Below are 21,075 nucleotides of genomic sequence, written 5' to 3' on the forward strand. Positions count from 1 at the left end.
GTCACTCCTCCGTCCCGAGTGCAGCGAGGTACCTCATCGCCGACATCCCCGGCAGAAAGAAGTACGCCCCACCGGTGAGGGTCGTGAAAGCCGGTAAACCCTTGTGCACTTTGCGAATCGGACGTTTGGGCACGGTGAAGTCCAGGGAGCCGTCCTGGGCTCCGCAGATCGGGTCGTGTTCGTTGCCCAACTCATGGAACGTCTTGTCGTTGATCCAGACGTTCTGTGCGAACTCGAACTGGCGCACCAGATCTGCGCAGATGATGAAAGCTGCGATACCGCGCTCGACACCGTCCTCGGGGGCGCCGTCGGGCAGCGCCGGGCCGTAGGTCGCGCCCCGCCGGATCATCCGGCGGCGATTCATGTAGTGCGCCGTGTCGCGAGGATTGAGCCGGCGGGCATGCGAGCCGAGTGGGCAGGCGTATCCGTGCGGATCCATCTCCCGATAGTTGAAATCGTTGTTGCGCATGGGGTCCGCGCCCAGCTCCGGGTCGTCACGCTCAGGGGCCAGCACCAGCGGTGCGCCGCTGCGCCACCGTCCCATCAACTTGGCGGCCAGCAGTTCCTGCTCCTCGGAGGTCTCGGCATGATCGCTGAGATACTCGCGAAAGGTGCCGACGTGCTCATGCAGTCTGCGGTAGGCCATGAAGCTGCCGTTGCGCGACAAGATCTGGGGCTGCGGAAGATTCGCAACCGGACCGTTCTCGTCGGGATAGCCGAGGATGAACTCCCCAGGTTCCAGCGCCTCGCCGGAACCCGGTGTCGGCTCCTCCCCCGATCCCTTCATCACCGGCTGGGACAGCCGGTCCCGGAAACCGAAATGATCGTGCGCGTAGTTGAACGGCGGCGAGGCGTTCAGGTCCAGGTGGGAGAGACTGCGCACACCGTCGGTGCGAGCGAGCAGCTTGTCGTGCTCCTCGATGGAGCGGGCGGACTGCTCGGCGGTGCGGGAGAACAAGATCGCAATGGCATGCACATCGTCGCCGGCCAGCCCGCCGACCCAGTGTGCGGGTGCATTGGTGCCGATGTCACCGAGGATGGCGGCCCGGGCGGCCATCCCCTCCCGGAACGCGGGCGGGAAGGTCGCCAGCGATTCTTCGGGCACGCCCAGCGCACGCAGGCCGGTCCAGGTGAACGCGAGGGTGACCCACCGGTCCGCGTCGTCCAGCGTCCTCCTCGCGTCGGACGCCGACTGCACGCGGTCGAGCAACGCGGTCAGCCAAGCACGGCCCCCCGCCGGGGTGTCGAACGTCAAGAACTCGTAACGCCCGGTGATCGCCGGCGTCCTGGTCAGCAGGATGTGCTGGATATCGTCGAACTCGAGCGTTTCGGTCACTGCATCTGGTCGAGCATGTCCGAGAAGGCGGCCTTGAGCTTGAGCGCCTTCTTGATCTCGTCGGCGGTGACGTAGGGGTACTCCCCGTATTCGAGGAAACTCGGATGCTGGTGGTCGCGAACGAACTTGACGAACGCCTCCGGATTCTCCTTCCAATCCTCGGGAAAGCCTTCGAGGTTGGTGAACACGGTGGTCACCCCGGTCGCGCTGAACAGCTGGACGGCATCCTCGGTGTACTTGTCGAAATCGGTGTCGAAGATACCCATGTACTGGAAGTGCAGTCCCGAGCCGATGTCGAACAAGTTCCACCGCAGGTAGTGCAACCGCAACGGCGCAAGAGCCTCCGGACTCGCGGCGATGGTCTCCTCGATCGTCTTACCGTAGGCGCGGACCGCCTCCTCGCGGCCCTCCTTCACCTTGGCGATGATGGAGAAGCCATAGCACGCCGGTGTCCTGGGGTAGACCGGACCGTACCGTCCGCGCTCCAGCTCGAAGTAGCCCTCTTTCGGGATGGCGAGCGCGGCCGGCTTGGTCCAGTCGTCATTGCCTGCAGCCATGTCGGCGCCCTCCCCGATTCGGTGCCTCGGACGCTACACCGGGAGACGCTGCGTCGCGCGGGAATTCGCAGCGATAGAGAACTGGTCACCGCCGTGCCGCCGGCCGTTCGCCATCGTCACGTTTGGGCAGCGCCCCGTCAGCCGAAGAACTCCGCGGCATCGTCGTAGCGACTCTGCGGAACCAGCTTGAGCTGGCGCACCGCGTCGGCCAGCGGGACTCGGCCGATCTCCTGCCCGCGCAGCGACACCATCATCCCGTACTCCCCCGCATGTGCGGCGTCGGCGGCGTTGACGCCGAACCTGGTCGCCAGCACCCGGTCATACGGCGTCGGGGTGCCGCCCCGCTGCACATGGCCGAGCACCGTCACCCGCACTTCCTTGTTGATCCGCTTCTCGATCTCCACGCCGAGCTGGTGGGCCACACCGGTGAACTTCTCGTGCCCGAATTCGTCGGTGCCGCCCTGCTTGAGCTGCATCGAGCCCTCGGCGGGTTTGGCGCCTTCGGCCACCACGCAGATGAAATGCGAATCACCGCGCACGAAGCGCTGCTTGACCAGCCGGCACACTTCCTCGACATCGAAGGGCTGCTCGGGGATCAGCGTCATGTGCGCGCCCGAGGCCAGGCCGGCGTTCAGCGCGATCCAACCGGCGTGCCGGCCCATCACCTCGACCAGCATCACCCGCTGATGCGACTCGGCGGTGCTGTGCAGCCGGTCGATGGCGTCGGTCGCGACGTGCAGCGCAGTGTCGTGCCCGAAAGTGACATCGGTGCAGTCGATATCGTTGTCGATGGTCTTGGGCACCCCGACCACCGGCACGTTCTCCTCGGACAACCAGTGCGCCGCGGTCAGTGTGCCCTCGCCGCCGATCGGGATCAGGACGTCGATGCCGTTGTCTTCGAGGGTCTGCTTGATCTGGTCCAGACCGGCCCGCAGCTTGTCCGGGTTGACCCGCGCGGTGCCCAGCATGGTGCCGCCCTTGGCGAGCAGCCGGTCATTGCGGTCGTCATTCGACAGCTGGATGCGGCGGTCCTCCAACAGCCCGCGCCAGCCGTCCTGGAAACCGACGACCGACGATCCGTAGCGCACCGCGCTGGTGCGCACCACCGCGCGGATCACCGCATTCAGGCCAGGACAGTCACCACCACCGGTGAGAACACCAATACGCATGGGCTAGATCCTGCCAGCTTCGTCCAGCCCGGGCTCGCCCACAGCGAAAGTCAAGCTCAACGCCCTAGGGTTGGGCTATGACCACAGTCGCCGATCACGTCATCTCGACACTGCAGGCCAGTGGCATCACCCGCATGTACGGACTGCCCGGGGACAGCCTCAACGGCCTGACCGACGCCATCCGGCGCGCCGAGCATTTCAGTTGGGAACACGTCCGCCACGAGGAAACCGCCGGTTTCGCCGCCGCCGCCGATGCCGCCCTGACCAAACGGCTCGCGGTCTGCGCCGGCAGCTGCGGGCCGGGCAACCTGCACCTGATCAACGGACTCTTCGACGCACAGCGCAGCCGGGTGCCGGTGCTGGCCATCGCCGCGCACATCCCGCAGTCCGAGATCGGCTCGCAGTACTTCCAGGAGACCCGCCCGCAGGACCTGTTCCGCGAATGCAGTGTGTACTGCGAGCTGGTCACCACCGCCGAGTCGGCGCCGCGGGTGCTGCAGATGGCGATGCGCGCCGCCATCGAGGAGAACGGGGTCGCCGTCGTCGTCATCCCTGGCGAGATCTTCCTGCACAAGACCGGTGACCTGAGAGTCCACCCGGTGCTACCCACCCACTCGACATGCCGGCCGGCTGACGATGAACTACTCCGCGCCGCAACAATTCTCAACAACTCCGACAAGATCACCATCCTCGCCGGCGCCGGGGTCGAGGGCGCCCACGACGAGTTGGTGACGTTGGCGGACACCCTGAAGGCGCCGGTGGTCCATGCCCTTCGCGGCAAGGAGTTGGTCGAATACGACAATCCGTACGACGTCGGGATGACCGGCCTGCTCGGCTTCGCCTCCGGCTACAAGGCGATCAAAGAGGCCGAGGTGCTGCTCATGTTGGGCACCGATTTCCCGTACCGGCAGTTCTATCCCGAGCACGCCACCGTCATCCAGGTCGACATCCGTGGACGGAATCTGGGGCGTCGCACCCCGGTCGACCTGCCCCTGGTCGGCTCCGTGGCCGACACGCTGCCCGCGCTGCAACCATTGCTGCGCACCAAGGACGACCGCACGCATCTGGACCGGTCGCTCAGGCACTACCGAAAGACCCGGCGCCGGCTCGACGAGCTCGCCGTCAACGACCGCGACAAAGCCCCGATCCGGCCCGAATATCTTGCCGCCGCGGCAGATCGGGTCGCCGCGGCGGACGCGGTGTTCACCGTCGACGTCGGCTCCCCGGTGGTGTGGGCGGCCCGCTACCTCACCATGAACGGACGCAGGCGTCTGCTCGGCTCGTTCAACCACGGCACCATGGCCTGCGCGCTGCCGCTGGCCATCGGCGCTGCGACCGTCAACCGTGACCGCCAGGTGGTGGCCTTCGCCGGTGACGGCGGGCTGACCATGCTGTTCGGCGAACTGATCACCCTGACCCAGAACCGGCTGCCGGTGAAGGTCATCGTGTTCAACAACTCGTCGCTGAATTTTGTGGAACTGGAGATGAAAGCGGCCGGTATCGTCACCTTCGGCACCGACCTGCACAATCCCGACTTCGCGGCCGTCGCGCAGTCCCTGGGCATCTTCGGCCGGCGGGTGGAACAGCCCGGCGACCTGGAGTCCGCGCTCGCCGAGGCCTTCGCCCATGACGGCCCGGCGCTGGTCGACGTCGTGACGGCGCGCCAGGAACTGTCCATCCCGCCGGCCATCACCGCCGAACAGGCCAAGGGATTCTCCCTGTACGCGATCCGCACCATCCTGGCCGGGCGGTCCGACGAGCTGCTGGATCTGGTCAGTACCAATGTGGCCCGCCGGATCCTGGACTGACCTACACCGCGGTGGGCAGCGCTCCCCGCGCGACCTCGTAGGCCGCACCCACCCGGTAGAGCCGGTCGTCGGCCAGCGCCGGCGCCATGATCTGCAGCCCGACGGGCAGGTTGTCCTCGGCGGCCAGGCCCGAGGGCACCGACATGCCGCAGTGCCCGGCGAGGTTCAGCGGCAGCGTGCACAGGTCGAACAGGTACATGGCCAGCGGGTCGTCGACCTTCTCACCCAGGCGGAACGCGGTGGTCGGGGTCGCCGGTGAGACCAGCACGTCGACCTTCTGGTAGGCCTCGTCGAGGTCGCGGGCGATCAGGGTGCGGACCTTCTGCGCCTGGTTGTAGTAGGCGTCGTAATAGCCCGCCGACAGCGCGTAGGTGCCGATCATGATGCGGCGCTTGACCTCTGGGCCGAAACCGGCCGCGCGGGTCAGGGCCATCACCTCTTCGGCGCTGCGGGTGCCGTCATCGCCCACCCGCAATCCGAACCGCATGGCGTCGAAGCGCGCCAGATTGGACGACACCTCCGAGGGCAGAATCAGGTAGTAGGCCGCCATCGCGTGGTCGAAGTGCGGGCAATCCACCTCGGTGACCTCGGCGCCCAGCGCGGTCAACTGGTCGACCGCGGTGTTGAACGAGGCGAGCACACCGGGTTGATAGCCCTCGCCGCGCAGCTGCTTGACCACACCGATGCGGACACCCGTGAGGTCGCCGTGCGCCCCCGCGCGGGCCGCACCGACCACATCGGGCACCGCGGCATCCACCGACGTGGAGTCCCGCCCGTCGTGACCGGCGATCACCTGGTGCAGCAGCGCGGTGTCGAGCACGGTGCGCGCACACGGCCCACCCTGGTCCAGCGAGGAGGCGCAGGCGACCAGCCCGTACCGGCTGACGGTGCCGTAGGTGGGCTTCACCCCCACGGTCGCGGTGAGCGCGGCCGGCTGGCGGATGGAGCCACCGGTGTCCGTACCGATCGCCAGCGGCGCCTGGAAGGCGGCCAGCGCGGCGGCGCTGCCACCGCCGGAACCACCCGGGACCCGGTCGGTATCCCACGGGTTGCGGGTCGGACCGTACGCCGAGTTCTCGGTCGAGCTGCCCATGGCGAACTCGTCCATGTTCGTCTTGCCGAGAATCGGGATGCCGGCCGCGCGCAGCCGCGTCGTCACCGTCGCGTCGTATGGCGGGTTCCAGCCCTCCAGGATCTTCGACCCGCAGGTGGTCGGCATGTCCGTGGTGGTGAACACATCCTTGAGCGCCAGCGGCACGCCGGCCAGCGGTGAGGGCAGCTGCTCACCGGCGGCGACCATGGTGTCGATCTCGGCGGCCGCGGCGAGCGCCCGGTCGGCCGCGACATGCAAGAACGCGTGGTAGCGCTCGTCGGTCGCGGCGATCTGATCCAGATGGGCCTGGGTGACCTCGGTCGAGGACACCTCCTTGGCCGCGATCCGGGCGCCCAGCGTGGCGGCATCCTCGCGGATCAAGCTCATTCGGGTTCTCCCAAGATCCTGGGCACGGCGAACCGGCCGTCCTCGGCGCGCGGCGCCGCGGCCAGTGCCTCGTCCTGCGCCAACCCCGCCACCACGGTGTCCGGCCGGGTCACGTTGAGGACCTTCAGGGGATTGTCGGTGGCTTCGACGCCGGTGACGTCGACGGACTGGATCTGGCCGACATGGGCCAAAATGGCGTCGAGTTGGCCTGCGAAACCGTCCAGCTCACCGTCGGACAGGGCGAGCCGGGCCAGTCGCGCGAGGTGCGCTACCTCGTCCCGGGAAATCTGTGACACGGCCGCAAGCCTAGTCACCCTGCAATCCCCGGGTCGCTGAGGCCCAACCCCTGTGACAGGGTGTTGGCCGTGCCGTCATATCTGCTGCGGGTCCAGCTGGAGGACCGACCGGGCAGTCTCGGCTCACTGGCCGTCGCCCTCGGTTCGGTGGGTGCGGACATCCTGTCCCTGGACGTCGTGGAACGCGGCGCCGGATACGCCATCGATGATCTGGTCGTCGAGCTGCCGCCCGGTGCGATGCCCGACACGTTGATCACCGCGGCCGAACACATCAAGGGCGTTCATGTCGACAGCGTGCGCCCGCACACCGGCTTGCTGGAGGCGCACCGCGAGCTCGAGCTCATCGACCACATCGCCGCCGCTCGCGGCCGCGCCGAGAAACTGCACGTCCTGGCCCAGGAGGCGCCGCGGGTGCTGCGGGTGGGCTGGTGCACGGTGGTCAGGTCCGTCGAGGCCGGCGTCGAGCGCATCGCCGGCAGCCCGGGCGCGCCGGAGACCCAGGCCACCACCGCGCCATGGCTGCCGCTGGAGCACGCCGAGGCGCTGGACGCCACCGCGGCCTGGGTGCCACAGGTGTGGCGCGATATCGATACCGCACTGGCCGCTGCCCCGCTGGGTGATCCGCTCACCGCGGTCGTGCTCGGCCGCGCCGGCGGCCCGGCGTTCCGGCCGTCGGAGGTGGCCCGGCTGGGCTACCTGGCCGGCATCGTGGCCACCATCCTTCGCTGATAAAGCTGAGAACCCGCTGTCAAGCGAGGCTGTACGGTAGAAATCTGGCCGCCGACCACGATGAAAGGTGTTGCGTGGGGGAACTACTGATCGTCCTCGCCATCGTCGCGCTCGCGGCGGGCGTCATCGTCTTCCTCGTCGCCCGCACTCGCCCCAAGCAGCCCAAGCAGCCCTCGGCCCGCCAGGATCCGTTGCGATTCGCTTCGGAGACAGCCACTTTCGGTCCCCGCCAGCTGGGCCCCGGTGCCATCGTCAGCTACGGCGGCACCGACTATGTGGTGCGCGGATCGGTCACCCTGCGGGAGGGGCCGTTCGTCTGGTGGGAGCACCTGCTGGAGGGCAAGGCCGACGAGCCGCCGGTGTGGTTCAGCGTCGAGGAGGACGAGGGCCGCCTCGAACTGGTGTGGTGGCACAAGCGCGCGGGATTGCCTGCCGAACCGGGCAGCAGCATCGACGTCGACGGGGTGTCGTTCACCGTCGACGAGAACGGCCGCGCGTCCTACACCACCGAGGGCACCACCGGCCTGCCCGCGGGCGGCGACATGGACTACGTGGACTACCGCGCCAACGGCGACACCGCGCTGCTGGGCTACGAACGCTGGGCGCCCACCATGGCATGGGAGGTCTCCTATGGCACGCCGGTGCGCGCCGGCGAGCTGACCGTGTACCCGGCCCCGCCGGCCGGATCCTAGGCACCGCGTTGCCGTTGCACCGCCTGCGCGTGGTTCCCGCCGATGTCAGTGGCGCGAATCTGCGGTTGACGCTCAACGCCCCGGCCCCGGCGCCGCTGGCGTCCTGCACGCTGCGCCATCCCGACGGTACGGATCTGGTCCTCGGGGTGCTCGGCGCCTCCCATGTCGTCAGCGTGGCCGGGTTCTGCGAACAGGTGTCCTGTACCGAGCACCATGACGGTGCGGCGCTACCGGACTCGGCGAGCGCACCCGGTTACCGGATGCGGTCCCAGACCGCCGCCCATGACGAGTCCGCCTTCCGTGGGATCGCCGCCGACCTGCGGCACCGCTGTGAGCACGAGACCGGTTGGCTGGGTGGCAGTTTCCCCGGCGACGAGGCCGCGCTCACGGCGCTGTGCGCCAGCCCCGATGGCCCCGGCTGGCACTGGCAGACCTGGCATCTGTACCCGGCGGCACGGGGCGGGGTCGTCGTGCACACCGAGAGCCGGTGGCAGCCGTGAGCCGCAACGCCCTGTTCGCGCTGGCCGGAGTGCTGGGCGCGCTCGGCGCCGTGCTGTTGATCACCGGACTGGTGTTGCTGAACAAGGATGTTCGCAACCACGTCAGCGAGAACTACCGGCAGTACGCGGCGGACGGCGGTGACGGCCGCTATGAATGCAGCGGCTCACCGAAGTCGGTGGCCGACGATATCGCGTCCTACGACGCCCCGGAATCGCGTGCCTCCGACCGCGGCAGCGAGTATCTGCGTTACCCCGATGACATCGTGATCGTCGGGCCGGACGGCCGGTACCCGTGCAGCGTCCGGGTCGAGGACATCAACTCCCGCTACAGCGGTGGCGGGTTCATTTTTCTGGGTCCGGGGTTCACCCCGGGCTCGCCAGCGGGCGGCTCGGGCGGTAGCTCCGGGGGACCCGGCGGAACGAAGTAGGAGCAGGAGACACCGATGGACACGTCTTATCTTGCACTGGAGTTCGGCACCCTCGACGGCGGCGCACTGATCCAGAACACGGTCGCGGCGGCGCTGTACTTCGTCGTCGGCATCACGGTGCTGGGCGCCGGATTCCTGCTGGCCGACCTGCTCACCCCGGGCAGCCTGCGCCACCTGGTGTTCGTCCAGCACCGGCCCAATGCGGTCGCGGTGGCCTGCGGGATGTACCTGGCGCTGGCGATGGTGACCGCCACCGCCATCGTCGCGAGCTCGGCCGAACTCGGTCAGGGGCTCGTCGATGCGTTGGTCTACGGGCTGGTTGGCGTGCTGCTGCAGGGCGCCGCGCTGGTGGTGCTGGAAGTGTTGGTGCCGGGCCGTTTTCGCGACCTGATCGCCGATGAGAAGCTGCATCCGGGTGCGGTCGCGACCGCGGTGATCCTGCTGGCGGTCGGAGGGGTGAACGCAGCCGCACTGTCATGACCGGCACCACGCGCTGGCGGGCACTGCTGCTGGCCGCTGTCGCGGCCTGCGCGGCGTGCGGGCTCATCTACGAGCTCGCCCTGCTGACGCTGTCGGCCAGCCTGCACGGCGGCGGTATCGTCGCCACCTCGCTGATCGTCGCGGGCTACGTCGCCGCGCTGGGCGCCGGCGCGCTGCTGGTCAAACCGTTGCTCGGGCATGCCGCCATCACCTTCATCGCCGTCGAGACCCTGCTCGGGGTGATCGGCGGTGTATCCGCTGCGGCCATGTATGTGGCGTTTTCCTTCATCGGCGGTTCACTGTGGGTGCTGGTGGCGGGCACCGCGGTGATCGGCGCGCTGGTGGGCGCCGAGGTGCCCTTGCTGATGACACTGCTGCAGCGGGGCCGCACCGCCGGCGCGGCGGACGCCGGCCGGGTGCTGGCGAACCTGAATGCCGCGGACTATCTGGGCGCGCTGATCGGCGGTCTGGCCTGGCCGTTTCTGGTGCTGCCGCAGCTCGGGATGATCCGCGGCGCGGCGGTCACCGGGATGATCAACCTGGCCGCCGCGGCGATCGTGGCGGTGTTCCTGCTGCGCACCATCATCAGCCGTCGCCAGCTCGTCTCGGCGCTGGCCGTGCTCACCGCCGCCGCGCTGACCCTGACCGCGTTGATCGTGGCCGCCGACGGGATCCAGGCCACCACCCGTCAGCGGCTCTACGCCGATCCGATCATCGCCCACCGGCAATCCGCCTACCAGGAGATCGTGGTGACCCGCCGCGGCACCGATACCCGGCTCTACCTCGATGGCGGGCTGCAATTCTCGACGCGCGACGAGTACCGGTACACCGAGAGTCTGGTCTATCCGGCGCTACGTGACGGCGCACGCTCGGTGCTCATCCTCGGCGGCGGTGACGGTCTGGCTGCCCGCGAGCTGCTCCGCATGCCCGGGTTGCAGACGATCGTCCAGGTGGAACTCGATCCGGCGGTGATCGAATTGGCCCGCGGCCCGCTGCGCGAGGCCAACCGTGGAGCCCTGGACGATCCCCGAGTCGACGTCGTGGTCGATGACGCCATGACGTGGTTGCGGACACCCGATGCGCGGCCCGCCGGCGGGTTCGACGCGGTGATCATCGATCTTCCCGACCCCGACAATCCGGTGCTGGGCCGGTTGTACTCACGCGAGTTCTACGCGCTGGTGACCCGCGTGCTGTCGGCCGACGGGCTCGTGGTGGTGCAGGCGGGTAGCCCGTACTCGACACCGAATGCCTTCTGGCGCACGGTATCCACGCTGGATTCGGCCGGGTTCGCGGTCACCCCATACCACGTGCACGTGCCGACCTTCGGCGACTGGGGCTTTGCGCTGGCCCGGCGCGGCAGCTCGCCACCCACGCCCACGATTGCCGAAGATGCTCCCCCGCTGCGGTTTCTGACCCAGCAGGTGCTGGATGCCGCGACGGTGTTCCCGCCGGACAACGCCCCGCAGCACCTGGCGCCCTCGACGCTGGACAATCCGCGGATCGTGGAGGACATGCGCGCGGGGTACCGCTAGAACGCACCCCGGGTGGACCGGGCAGAGTCGATGCTGCCGGGCCACACGTCGCGTGGCAGCACGAAAGTTGTTGCTTCCGTCCAGTTGTCGGACTTGTCCCCTGTGCGGCGAGACGATTCTTGGTGTTCGGTATGAGTCCCGTGACTGCGATCTTGCGTGCCCATAGGTTGAAAGTGCACACGGTAACACCACCCTCGGCGCGCCTCAGACACAGCCGGACATGCCGTCACAACCAGAAAGGCAACAAGAATGCCCAAGAACAGCTTCGCCACAATCGGCATCATCGCGTTGGCCGCCACGATCCTCGGGATCGCGCCGGCCGCGGCTACCACCCCGTCGTCAGCCATATCGGACGTCAAAGCCGCAGCAGAACAACGGGTTCCGAGCCAGGACACGACGGCCGATGGAACGCGCAACGGTCGCCAGAAACCAGCCGATCCCACCGCCGGAAAGATCTTCACTCCCCCGGTGACCGCCCCGCAGGCCACGGTCGATACGTACAACGACTGAGTGACCCCGCCCCGACTTTCGGACCGGCCGAGGCGAGCTCGCGCGCGGCTAGCTCTCGGCCGGCTCGGGCGCGGGCTCCGGCCCCGCTGCGAGCAGCTTGCGGAAGCCGTCCTCGTCGAGCACCGGCACCCCGAGTTCGATCGCCTTGTCGTACTTGGATCCCGGGGCGTCGCCGGCGACCACGTATGACGTCTTCTTGGAGACCGATCCGGCCGCCTTACCACCGCGGACCAGGATCGCCTCCTTGGCCTCGTCGCGGGAGAAGCCGGTCAGCGAACCGGTCACCACGATCGACAGCCCCTCCAGGGTGCGTTCGATGCCGGCATCGCGCTCGTCGACCATCCGTACCCCGGCGGTCCGCCACTTGTCGACGATCGCGCGGTGCCAGTCCAGCTCGAACCACTCGATGACCGCCGCGGCGATCGTCGGGCCGACACCCTCCACGGCGGCCAGTTCGGCCTCGGACGCGGCGATGATGGCGTCCAGGCTGCCGAATTCGCCGGCCAACGCGCGGGCCGCGGTCGGTCCGACATGCCGGATGGACAGCGCGACCAGCACCCGCCACAGCGGTTGGGATTTCGCCTTGCCGAGATTGGCGAGTAGCCGCTTGCCGTTTGCCGACAGCTCGCCCGCCTTGGTGGTGAACAGCTCGGTGCGCAACAGGTCCTCGGCGGTGAGGCCGAACAGGTCGCCCTCGTCGGTGATGACCCCGGCCTGCAGCAGTGCGGTGCCCGCCTCGTACCCGAGGCCCTCGATATCGAAGGCGCCGCGACCGGCGGCATGGAACACCCGCTCCCGCAACTGCGCCGGACAGGTGCGGTTGTTCGGGCAGCGGATGTCGGCGTCGCCTTCCTTCGCCGGGGCCAGCGTGGTGCCGCATTCGGGACACGTTGTGGGCATGACGAATTCGCGTTCGGTGCCATCGCGCAGTTCGACGACCGGGGCCAGCACCTCGGGAATCACATCGCCGGCCTTGCGCAGCACCACGGTGTCACCGATCAGCACACCCTTGCGTTTGACCTCGGACGCGTTGTGCAGGGTGGCCAAACCGACGGTGGATCCGGCCACCTTGACCGGTTCCATGTAGGCGAATGGGGTGACCCGTCCGGTGCGCCCGACATTGACGCGGATATCGAGGAGTTTGGTGGTGACCTCTTCGGGCGGGTACTTATAGGCGATCGCCCACCGCGGGGCCCGCGAGGTCGCGCCGAGACGGCGCTGCAGGGTCACATCGTCGACTTTGACGACCAGGCCGTCTATCTCGTGTTCGACATCGTGGCGGTGTTCGCCCCAGTAGGCGATGCGTTCGGCCACCGCCTCGATGCCCTGGACCTTGGCGGTGTGGGTGGACACCGGCAGCCCCCAGGCGCCCAGCGCCCGGTACGCGTCGTGCAGCGAGCCCGGCGTGAACCCCTCGGTCTTGCCGACTCCATGGCAGATCATCCGCAGCTTGCGCCGCGCGGTCACGGCGGGATTCTTCTGCCGCAACGAGCCAGCGGCGCTGTTGCGCGGGTTGGCGAACGGCGGCTTCCCCTCGGCCACCAGACCGGCGTTGAGTTCCTCGAAATCGGACAGCCGGAAGAACACCTCCCCGCGCACCTCGAGCACGGTGGGTACCGGGAATTCGTCGGTGCCGGTGAGCCTTTCGGGAATGTCCTCGATGGTGCGGGCATTGTTGGTGACATCCTCGCCGCTGCGGCCGTCACCGCGGGTGGCGCCGCGGACCAGAACGCCCTCACGGTAGACCAGGGCCAGCGCGACACCGTCGATCTTGAGCTCGCACAGATAGTCGATATCGGCGCCGACTTCGGCACCCACCCGCGCTGCCCATGCAGTCAGCTCATCGGTGTCGAATGCGTTGTCCAGCGACAGCATTCTCTCCAGATGGTCAGCCGCGGCGAAGTCGGTGGTGAAACCGGCGCCGCCGACCAGCTGGGTCGGCGAGTCCGGGGTGCGCAGTTCAGGGAAGGTGTCCTCCAGCGCCTGCAATTCACCCAGCAGGGAGTCGAACTCGGCGTCCGAAACGACAGGTGCGTCCTTGACGTAGTAGCGGAACTGATGGCCGCGCACTTCTTCGGCGAGTTCCTGCCAGCGTTGACGTACCTCTGCATCCGGTGAGCTCACCCTGGTCAGGCTAGTGGAGCCCGCCGACACCGCTCACCGGGTCTGGATGCGCCTGAACTGCACGACGTCGCGCCAGCTGCTGCCCTCCCAACGGTGCAGCACGAAACCGCGGGGCTCCATCAGTTCGCGCAGCGCCGCCACGCTCAGGCGGAGCACGGTATCCATCCACGATGTCGGCATCTGAGCCCCCTCACCTGCAAAAGTAAGGTTAGCCTAAATGATAGGTCGGCCCGATAGGGTGCTACCTGTGCCACACCCGGTCATGTTCTCCGACGACGATTTCGGGCTCGCCGAGCTGCGCGGTCTGGCGCTCGGGTTTCCGGAGGCCTTCGAGAAGGTGTCCTGGGGGCGGCCGGTGTTCGGCGCACCGAAGATGTTCGCCATGTACGGCGGCAACATGAAGGCGGATGGGGGGATGCTCGCCTTCCCACACTCTGTGCTGGTCAAGGTCGACGACTCCGACCGCAAGGCACTCGAACAGGACGACCGGTTCTACGTCCCCGCCTATATGGGGCCGTTCGGCTGGATGGGCCTGGACCTGACCGCGGCCGAGGTGGACTGGGACGAGGTCAAAGAGCTGCTGGACGCCTCGTTCCGCATGACCGCCAGCAAGAAGTTGGTCAAGCAGCTCGACGAGCGCTAGTTCACGGTGCCGATCCGCGTGAAAATTCTTCCCCGGCTGCGATATTCGCCGTTTTCTACACCACGGTCGCGCAACCGGCGCGACTACAGCCCTGGTGTAGAAAACGGCGCGGGCTAGTACGTCTAGGTGGTCTTGAGGAACGTCCGCAGCCGGTCGAGCACCAGTTCGGGGCGCTGTTCCACGATCCAATGCCCGACACCGGGCACCAGTTCGAGCTCGAAATCCGAACAGTGCTCGGGCAGCACCCGCAGCAGCTCCGGGGTGAGCACCGAATCGTCGGTGCCGTGCAGCCAGCGCACCGGCACCGTCACGTGGTGGGCGTCGAACTCCCCGCGCATCCAGCGCGCGGCTTCGCGGGTCTGGAAGGTCCGGTACCAGCGTGAGCCCGCCTCGGCGTAGCCGGGCCTGCGCATGCAGTCGACGTAGAAGGCGATGTCCTCGTCCGGGGTGGTGAAATCCCCGCCCACCCAAGAGCCCAGCAACCGGAAGAAGCGCGCCTTCGGGTCGGCGATCACCTTCGGGCCGATCACCGGCAGCAGCATCGGCACCTGGTACCACATGCGCCAGATGTTGATCAGCGCCGTCCGGTCGTGCTTGAGCCAGGGCACCGCCGTGTTCAGGCCCATGAACGCCGCGACCTTGCCGGGATGACGCAACATGAAGATGGTGGCCACCGGCCCGCCCCAGTCGTGCGCGACGAGTTTGACCGGGCCCACGTCGAGGCGGTCACAGACCGCGGCCAGATCGTCGGCCATATCGTTCTTGAGGTAGCGGTCCTTGGGCGCCGAACTCCAGCCCGCCCCGCGCAGATCCGGGCACAGCACCCGGTATCCGTCCTCGGCCAGCGGGCCGATCAGCTCATGCCACTCCCACCAGTTCTGCGGGAAGCCGTGCACCAGCATCACCGGCGGGCCGTCGGCCGGGCCGGCATCGGCGACGTGGATCCTCACCCCGCGACCGAGATCGACATAGCGGTGCTGCACGCCGGGGAGATCGGGCGGGTTATCCATGGCGACAATCTACGGTATCCGGTACCGGTGGTAACGAGTCGGCCTTCCCAGTTCGCCCCGCCGGCCCCGCGAGCGTGGTTCGATAGGCACCACCATGAGTATCGAGAGCCCGTTCCCCCCGGTCCAGATCCCCTCATCCAGCGTCTACGACTACCTCTTCGCGGATATCGACCCCGCGGTGGCAGAGCAGGTCGCCCTGCTCGACTCCAAGACCGGCACCACCCTCACCTACCGCCAGATGATCGACCGGATCGATGCGTTCGCCGGCGCGCTCGCCGCCCGCGGCCTCGGCCCCGGCGACGTGGTGGGATTGCTGTCCCCGAACAGCTCGGCCTTCGCGGTGGCCTTCCACGGCATCCTGCGCGCCGGGGCCACCGCCACCACGATCAACGCCCTGTTCACCGCCAAGGACATCACCAAGCAACTCACCGACTCCAAGGCTGCGCTGCTGGTGACGGTCTCGGCGCTGAAACCGCAGGCGCTGGAGGGCGCGCTCGGAGCGGGCCTCGATGAATCGTCGGTCATCGTGCTCGACGGCCCCGGCGCCGAGACCGACGGGCACCACAACGCCGACGATCTGCTGGGCCCCGCGCACCCGGCACCGCGGGTCAGCTTCGACCCGGCCGACCACCTGGCCGTGTTGCCCTACAGCTCGGGCACCACCGGTAACCCCAAGGGGGTGATGCTGACGCACCGCAACCTGGTGTCCAACGTCGCGCAGATCCGGCCGCTGCAGGGCATGCGCTCCGGTGACGTGGTGCTGGCCGTCCTGCCGTTCTTCCACATCTACGGGATGACGGTGTTGCTCAACGCCGCCCTGCACGCCCGCGCCCAGTTGGTCGTGATGCCCGCCTTCGACCTGGCCGAGTTCCTGGGCAATATCGCCGACCGGCGGTGCACCCACGCGTTCATCGCCCCGCCGGTCGCGGTGGCATTGGCCAAGCATCCGCTCGTCGACGACTACGACCTGTCCTCGCTGCGCGCCATCATGTCCGGCGCCGCCCCGCTGGACGAGGACCTCGGCAAGGCCGTCACCGCCCGCCTCGGCTGCGCCCTCGTGCAGGGCTACGGTATGAGCGAGCTGAGCCCCGTCAGCCACATCACCCCGTTCGATGGGGGCCGGGAGTTGGTGGGTGCCGCGGCGCCGGTCAGCTCCTGCGGATGGACGGTGCCCAACTCGGTGTCCAAGCTCGTCGACCCAGCCAGCGGGCAGGAGATCGGGCTACCGGATTCCGGTCTCAGCGAGACCGGCGAACTGTGGTTCAAGGGCCCCAATGTGATGGTGGGTTACCTGGGCAACGACAGCGCGACCCGCGACACCATCGACGACGACGGGTTCTTGCACACCGGTGATCTCGCGCGCGTGGACCCGACCGGCTGCATCTTCATCGTCGACCGGCTCAAGGAGCTGATCAAGTACAAGGGCTACCAGGTGCCGCCGGCCGAGTTGGAGGCCGTGCTGCTGGGCCACCCGTCGATCGCCGACGCCGCCGTCGTCGGGGTCGTCGAGCCCGAATCCGGCGAGGAGGTACCCAAGGCGTTCGTGGTGCGCCAGCCGGACGCCGAGCTCGACGAGCAGGCCGTGATGGACTTCGTCGCCGGCCAGGTCGCGCCGTACAAGAAGGTGCGGCAGGTGGCGTTCATCGATGCGATCCCGAAGTCGGCGGCCGGGAAAATCCTGCGCAAGGATTTACGCGGGCGGTAGCCCGCTTGTCCCGGCGGGCGGTAGCCCGCTTGTCCCGGCGGGCGGTAGGGCCCGCGCTGCCCGGGCCTGCCGGTAGCCCAGCGCCGCGCCGGCCAGCGGGATCAGCAGCAGCCCGAGGATGCCGAACAGCGAGGTCATGGGTTGACCGGGCCGCGGGTCGGGCCCGATCGGCAGGACCGCAACGCTCATATCGACCACGGGCAGCCGCGCGGCGGGCGGCGACGCGGCCGGCTGGGGCACCGGTGCCGTCGGCGCCGATACGACCACGTCGGCCGACGCCGGCACCGGCGACACGCTCGGCTGCGGTGCCGCAGCAGGCTGGGGTGTTCTGGCGGCGGTCGTGATCTGGGGCAGGGCCCGGCCGACGGGCTCGGCGGGCGCGACGGGGCGCAATCCCGCGCCACCGGTGCCGGCCTCATCGGCCGTGCGCGCGGTTCTGGCCGTGCGCACCGTCCGTGCGCCGTCCGCGGTGGTCAGCGACGGGCGAGCCCGCCGGCCCTGCGCCGCGGCGCCGGGCTGGTCACTGCCCGCGGCGTCACCGGCGGATTCGTTGCTGGCGGGCCCCGCCGAGGTGGAATCCGCGGCGCGGGCGCCGGTAGCGGCCCGGCGATCGGACTGACCGGAAGACGATCCGCGGGATCCTGGATCAGCGATTGCGACGGCGGCAGGGCCGATGACCAGCGTCAACGCGATCGTTGCGCCGGCACCGGCCGTCACCAAACGCTTCCACTGATTCACTGGCTCCCCAACCTTCAGCGTTCACCTTACGCCACCGAGATGTTTGCCTGTCACATTCGGTCAGGATCGGTTTCCAAACCGTCGGCCGCTTTCTGGGCCAAACCGATCGCGGTCCTGGCCCAGTCCTCGGTGGCCCCGGCCAGCCCGCAGCCAGGTGTGATGCCGATCCGCTCGCGCAGCACGGTGCGCGGGAAGCCCAGCCGGTCGGTGACCGCCGCTGCCGCCGCCGCGACGTTCGCGGGCAGCCACCGCTGTTGCTGCGCGGTGGCGGGCACCACCCCGAGCAGGACGGTACGGCCGGATTCGACGAATTCGCCCACCCCGTCCAGGTCGGCGGCGGCCAAGGTCGACACATCCACCGCGAGCGCCGCCAACGTGCTGCGCTGCAACAGTTTCCACGGAAGGTCGGCGGCACAGCTGTGCAGCGCGACCGGGCCGCCGACGGCGGCGATACATTCGTCCAGCAGCGCCGCGGCGACCTGTTCCTCGACCGGGTTCACCGGCGAGAATCTGGTCACCCCGGTCAGCCGGCCCAGCATGGCCGCGGGTAGGGACGGCTCGTCGAGTTGCACCACGACCTCGGTGTCCAGCCGCCGCGCCACCTCGGCCCGGTGCGCGGCGAGCCCCTCCGCCAGCGAGCCGGCGAGATCGCGCAGCGCCCCGGCGTCGGTGATGGCCCGGTGGCCGTTGGCCAGTTCCAGTGCAGCGGCCAGCGTGATCGGTCCGGCGGCCTGAACCTTCACCGGTCGGCCCGAGCCGCGCAGCCCGGCCTTCTCCCAGGCCTCCTCGAGGGCGTCGATATCCTCGCTGAGCCAGCTCACCGCGCGGCGCAGCACCGCGCTGCGGCCGGGTGCGATGCGGTAGGCGCGGGCCACGGTGTCGAATCCGATGTCGACGAGCAGCGCGCCGGTGCGCCCGATCAGGTCCGCCCCGACACCGCGGGCCGGCAACTCCGGCAGGTACGGCAGATTGTGCAACTCACCGACGATGATCTCGGCGGCCTGACGTGCCGCCGTGCCCGGCCAGGATCCGATGCCGGTAGCGGCGGCGAAAACACTCATCGGCCAACCGTATTCGATTACCCGATCACCGGGTGACGGTGGCGCTGCCGATGACCTCGTCGCCGGCCGGGTCGGGCCGGTAGAGCACCATGGTCTGGCCCGGCGCCACCCCGCGTATCGGGGTGCGCAGATCGGCGATCAGCAGGCCGTCACGTACTTCGGCGACGGCCTCGGCGATACCGCCGTGCGCGCGCACCTGCACCACGCCCTCGACCGGTCCGCTCGGTGCGGTTCCGGCGGTGAACACCGGCTTGTCCCCCGTCAACCGGGCCACGTCCAGGTCGTCGGCGGCGCCGACCCGCACCGTCCCGGTCGCGGCGTCGATACCCGTCACGTAGCGAGGCTGCCCGTCCGGCCCGGGGCCGGCGATACCCAGGCCCTTGCGCTGACCAATGGTGAAACCGTGCACCCCGTCATGTTCGGCGAGCACCGCGCCGCCGGCGTCGACGACCGCGCCGGGGCGTACCCCGATGCGGGCGCCCAGGAAGGCGCGGGTATCACCGGACGGGATGAAACAGATGTCGTGGCTGTCCGGCTTCTCGGCGACGGCCAGACCCCGCCTGGCGGCCTCGGCGCGGATCTCCGATTTCGGGGTGTCCCCGATCGGGAAGAGCGCGTGCCGCAGCTGCTCGGCGGTCAGCACCGCCAGCACATAGGACTGGTCCTTGTCGATGTCGACCGCGCGGCGCAACCGGCCGTCGGCAAGTCGCGCGTAATGACCGGTGGCGACGGCGTCGAATCCGAGGGCCAGCGCGCGCGCCGACAGCGCGGAGAACTTGATGGTCTCGTTGCACTTCACGCACGGGTTGGGCGTTTCACCGCGGGCATAGGAGTCGACGAAGTCGTCGATCACCTCTTCCTTGAAGCGGTCCGCGAAATCCCACACGTAGAAGGGGATGTCGAGGATATCGGCGACGCGGCGGGCGTCACCGGCATCCTCCTTGGAGCAGCAGCCCCGCGACCCGGTACGCAGCGTGCCCGGGGTCGCCGACAGCGCGAGGTGCACACCGACCACATCGTGGCCGGCATCCACCATCCGTGCCGCGGCCACCGAGGAGTCGACGCCGCCGCTCATCGCGACCAGAACCCTCATCGGCGCGTCCCCGCACTGGCCAGCGCGGCCTGGCGGGCGCGCTCCACCGCGGCGGGCAGCACATCGAGCGCGGCGTCGATATCGGCATCGGTACTGGTGTGCCCCAACGACAGTCGCAACGAACCCCGTGCGGCCGCCGGATCGGCACCCATCGCGATCAACACGTGCGAGGGCTGCGCGACGCCGGCCGTGCAGGCCGAACCCGTCGAGCACTCGACACCCTTGGCGTCCAGCAGCATCAGCAGGGCGTCACCCTCACAGCCGCGAAAGGTGAAGTGGGCGTTGCCCGGCAATCGGCGATCACCGTCGGCGCCGTTGACGTCGACATCGTCGATCTGCGCGAGCACCCCGGCGATCAACCGGTCCCGCAGTGCACGCACCCGCGCACCGGTCTCGGCGAGTTCGTTCACCGCCACCGTGGCGGCCGCGGCCATCGCCACCGCGGCGGCGACATCCGGTGTGCCCGAACGGACATCCCGTTCCTGCCCGCCGCCGTGCAGGATCGGCACGCAGGCGGTGTCGCGCCGCAGCACCAGTGCGCCGATGCCGACCGGACCGCCGAACTTGTGGGCGGCCAGACTCAGCGCCGACAGCCCGCTCTCGGCGAAGGCCACCGGGATGTGCCCGACCGCCTGGATCGCGTCACTGTGCATGGGGATGTCGAACTCCGCTGCCACCGCGGCCAATTCGGCGATCGGTTGGATGGTTCCGACCTCGTTGTTGGCCCACATGATGGAGATCAGCGCGACATCGTCGGGATTGTTCAGCGCCGCGCGCAGCGTCTCGGGAGCCACCGAACCCGCATCGTCGACCGCCAGCCAGGTGACCTCGGCGCCCTCGTGTTCGACGAGCCACTCGACGGCATCGAGCACCGCATGATGCTCGATCGGGGTGGTCACGATGCGACGCCGACGGGGATCGGCGTCGCGGCGCGCCCAGAAGATTCCCTTGACCGCCAGATTGTCGGACTCGGTGCCACCGGCGGTGAAGATCACTTCCGACGGGCGGGCCCCCAGCAGGCCGGCCAGCGTCTCGCGGGCCTCCTCCATCCGTCGCCGCGCGGCCCGACCCGAGGTGTGCAGCGAGGACGCGTTCCCGACCGTGGCCAGCGCGCCGACCATCGCCTCGACTGCAGCGGGGTGCATCGGGGTGGTGGCAGCGTGATCCAGGTAAGCGGCTGTCAT

22 protein-coding genes are annotated in these 21,075 nt (G+C 68.9%); 10 read left to right on the forward strand and 12 right to left on the reverse strand.

The features are described from left to right. Position 1: 1 nt before the first annotated feature. The 3 genes from A7U43_RS20495 to A7U43_RS20505 form a co-directional block, all read right to left on the reverse strand. On the reverse strand, positions 2–1,336 hold the full coding sequence (locus A7U43_RS20495) for a Dyp-type peroxidase (RefSeq protein WP_067998888.1): 1,335 nt from the start codon (positions 1,334–1,336) through the stop codon (positions 2–4). Continuing rightward, entirely contained in the window at positions 1,333–1,893 is a 561-nt protein-coding gene (locus tag A7U43_RS20500; protein ID WP_067998890.1) for a hypothetical protein, read from the reverse strand. Before A7U43_RS20500 ends, A7U43_RS20495 begins: the two co-directional genes overlap by 4 nt. Before the next feature lie 137 nt (positions 1,894–2,030). Beyond that, entirely contained in the window at positions 2,031–3,062 is a 1,032-nt protein-coding gene (locus A7U43_RS20505; RefSeq protein ID WP_057166292.1) for an ATP-dependent 6-phosphofructokinase, read from the reverse strand. Between the two features lie 77 nt (positions 3,063–3,139). On the opposite strand from A7U43_RS20505, the gene poxB reads away from it, so the two are divergent. Next, complete coding sequence (poxB, locus tag A7U43_RS20510; protein WP_067998892.1) at positions 3,140–4,870, forward strand: ubiquinone-dependent pyruvate dehydrogenase; 1,731 nt, start codon at positions 3,140–3,142, stop codon at positions 4,868–4,870. Between the two features lies 1 nt (position 4,871). Here poxB and gatA read toward each other — a convergent pair whose 3' ends face one another. Both gatA and gatC read right to left on the reverse strand, forming a co-directional pair. Continuing rightward, positions 4,872–6,350 (reverse strand): Asp-tRNA(Asn)/Glu-tRNA(Gln) amidotransferase subunit GatA, encoded by a 1,479-nt coding sequence (gene gatA, locus A7U43_RS20515; protein WP_067998893.1) that lies wholly within the window; start codon positions 6,348–6,350, stop codon positions 4,872–4,874. Further along, on the reverse strand, positions 6,347–6,646 hold the full coding sequence (gene gatC / locus A7U43_RS20520; RefSeq protein ID WP_067998895.1) for an Asp-tRNA(Asn)/Glu-tRNA(Gln) amidotransferase subunit GatC: 300 nt from the start codon (positions 6,644–6,646) through the stop codon (positions 6,347–6,349). The genes gatA and gatC overlap by 4 nt, the downstream gene beginning before the upstream one ends. A gap of 69 nt (positions 6,647–6,715) precedes the next feature. Between gatC and A7U43_RS20525 the strand changes: the two genes are divergently transcribed. The 7 genes from A7U43_RS20525 to A7U43_RS20555 all read left to right on the forward strand — a co-directional run bounded on the left by A7U43_RS20525 (position 6,716) and on the right by A7U43_RS20555 (position 11,517). Continuing rightward, positions 6,716–7,375, forward strand: a complete 660-nt coding sequence (locus tag A7U43_RS20525) for an ACT domain-containing protein (RefSeq protein ID WP_082902449.1) — start codon at positions 6,716–6,718, stop codon at positions 7,373–7,375. A 74-nt stretch (positions 7,376–7,449) separates the two neighbouring features. Continuing rightward, a complete protein-coding gene (locus tag A7U43_RS20530) occupies positions 7,450–8,067 on the forward strand; it encodes a DUF4178 domain-containing protein (RefSeq protein WP_067998899.1) in 618 nt (205 codons plus the stop codon). Between the two features lie 8 nt (positions 8,068–8,075). Continuing rightward, entirely contained in the window at positions 8,076–8,567 is a 492-nt protein-coding gene (locus A7U43_RS20535) for a DUF2617 family protein (RefSeq protein WP_067998901.1), read from the forward strand. Beyond that, positions 8,564–8,995, forward strand: a complete 432-nt coding sequence (locus A7U43_RS20540; RefSeq protein ID WP_068003282.1) for a DUF4247 domain-containing protein — start codon at positions 8,564–8,566, stop codon at positions 8,993–8,995. The genes A7U43_RS20535 and A7U43_RS20540 overlap by 4 nt, the downstream gene beginning before the upstream one ends. A 15-nt stretch (positions 8,996–9,010) precedes the next feature. Further along, on the forward strand, positions 9,011–9,475 hold the full coding sequence (locus A7U43_RS20545; RefSeq protein ID WP_067998904.1) for a DUF350 domain-containing protein: 465 nt from the start codon (positions 9,011–9,013) through the stop codon (positions 9,473–9,475). Further along, positions 9,472–11,007, forward strand: coding sequence for a polyamine aminopropyltransferase (locus tag A7U43_RS20550; protein WP_067998906.1), 1,536 nt, complete (start codon positions 9,472–9,474; stop codon positions 11,005–11,007). The genes A7U43_RS20545 and A7U43_RS20550 overlap by 4 nt, the downstream gene beginning before the upstream one ends. Positions 11,008–11,256: 249 nt before the next feature. Further along, a complete protein-coding gene (locus tag A7U43_RS20555; protein ID WP_067998908.1) occupies positions 11,257–11,517 on the forward strand; it encodes a hypothetical protein in 261 nt (86 codons plus the stop codon). A gap of 48 nt (positions 11,518–11,565) precedes the next feature. Here A7U43_RS20555 and ligA read toward each other — a convergent pair whose 3' ends face one another. Both ligA and A7U43_RS29780 read right to left on the reverse strand, forming a co-directional pair. Next, on the reverse strand, positions 11,566–13,641 hold the full coding sequence (ligA, locus tag A7U43_RS20560) for an NAD-dependent DNA ligase LigA (RefSeq protein ID WP_197499880.1): 2,076 nt from the start codon (positions 13,639–13,641) through the stop codon (positions 11,566–11,568). Positions 13,642–13,674: 33 nt separating this feature from the next. Continuing rightward, positions 13,675–13,821: a hypothetical protein gene (locus tag A7U43_RS29780; protein WP_156525974.1), complete on the reverse strand. Its 147-nt coding sequence runs from the start codon at positions 13,819–13,821 to the stop codon at positions 13,675–13,677. Positions 13,822–13,888: 67 nt separating this feature from the next. On the opposite strand from A7U43_RS29780, the gene A7U43_RS20565 reads away from it, so the two are divergent. Further along, entirely contained in the window at positions 13,889–14,284 is a 396-nt protein-coding gene (locus tag A7U43_RS20565; protein ID WP_067998912.1) for an MmcQ/YjbR family DNA-binding protein, read from the forward strand. 122 nt (positions 14,285–14,406) lie between these two features. Here A7U43_RS20565 and A7U43_RS20570 read toward each other — a convergent pair whose 3' ends face one another. Next, entirely contained in the window at positions 14,407–15,294 is an 888-nt protein-coding gene (locus A7U43_RS20570; RefSeq protein ID WP_067998914.1) for an alpha/beta fold hydrolase, read from the reverse strand. Positions 15,295–15,388: 94 nt separating this feature from the next. On the opposite strand from A7U43_RS20570, the gene A7U43_RS20575 reads away from it, so the two are divergent. After that, complete coding sequence (locus A7U43_RS20575; protein ID WP_067998916.1) at positions 15,389–16,999, forward strand: 4-coumarate--CoA ligase family protein; 1,611 nt, start codon at positions 15,389–15,391, stop codon at positions 16,997–16,999. Here the strand turns inward: A7U43_RS20575 and A7U43_RS20580 are convergent. The 4 genes from A7U43_RS20580 to A7U43_RS20595 are packed head-to-tail and all read right to left on the reverse strand — an operon-like array spanning position 16,985 to position 21,075. Further along, positions 16,985–17,737, reverse strand: coding sequence for a hypothetical protein (locus A7U43_RS20580; protein ID WP_067998918.1), 753 nt, complete (start codon positions 17,735–17,737; stop codon positions 16,985–16,987). The two genes, A7U43_RS20575 and A7U43_RS20580, sit on opposite strands and share 15 nt — an antisense overlap. A gap of 50 nt (positions 17,738–17,787) precedes the next feature. Beyond that, on the reverse strand, positions 17,788–18,798 hold the full coding sequence (locus tag A7U43_RS20585) for a uroporphyrinogen decarboxylase/cobalamine-independent methonine synthase family protein (RefSeq protein ID WP_067998920.1): 1,011 nt from the start codon (positions 18,796–18,798) through the stop codon (positions 17,788–17,790). Between the two features lie 25 nt (positions 18,799–18,823). Beyond that, a complete protein-coding gene (gene mnmA, locus A7U43_RS20590) occupies positions 18,824–19,891 on the reverse strand; it encodes a tRNA 2-thiouridine(34) synthase MnmA (RefSeq protein WP_067998922.1) in 1,068 nt (355 codons plus the stop codon). Further along, positions 19,888–21,075 (reverse strand): cysteine desulfurase family protein, encoded by a 1,188-nt coding sequence (locus tag A7U43_RS20595; RefSeq protein ID WP_067998923.1) that lies wholly within the window; start codon positions 21,073–21,075, stop codon positions 19,888–19,890. The genes mnmA and A7U43_RS20595 overlap by 4 nt, the downstream gene beginning before the upstream one ends.

The sequence above is a fragment of the Mycobacterium adipatum genome, assembly GCF_001644575.1.
In the GTDB taxonomy this organism is placed as follows: domain Bacteria; phylum Actinomycetota; class Actinomycetes; order Mycobacteriales; family Mycobacteriaceae; genus Mycobacterium; species Mycobacterium adipatum.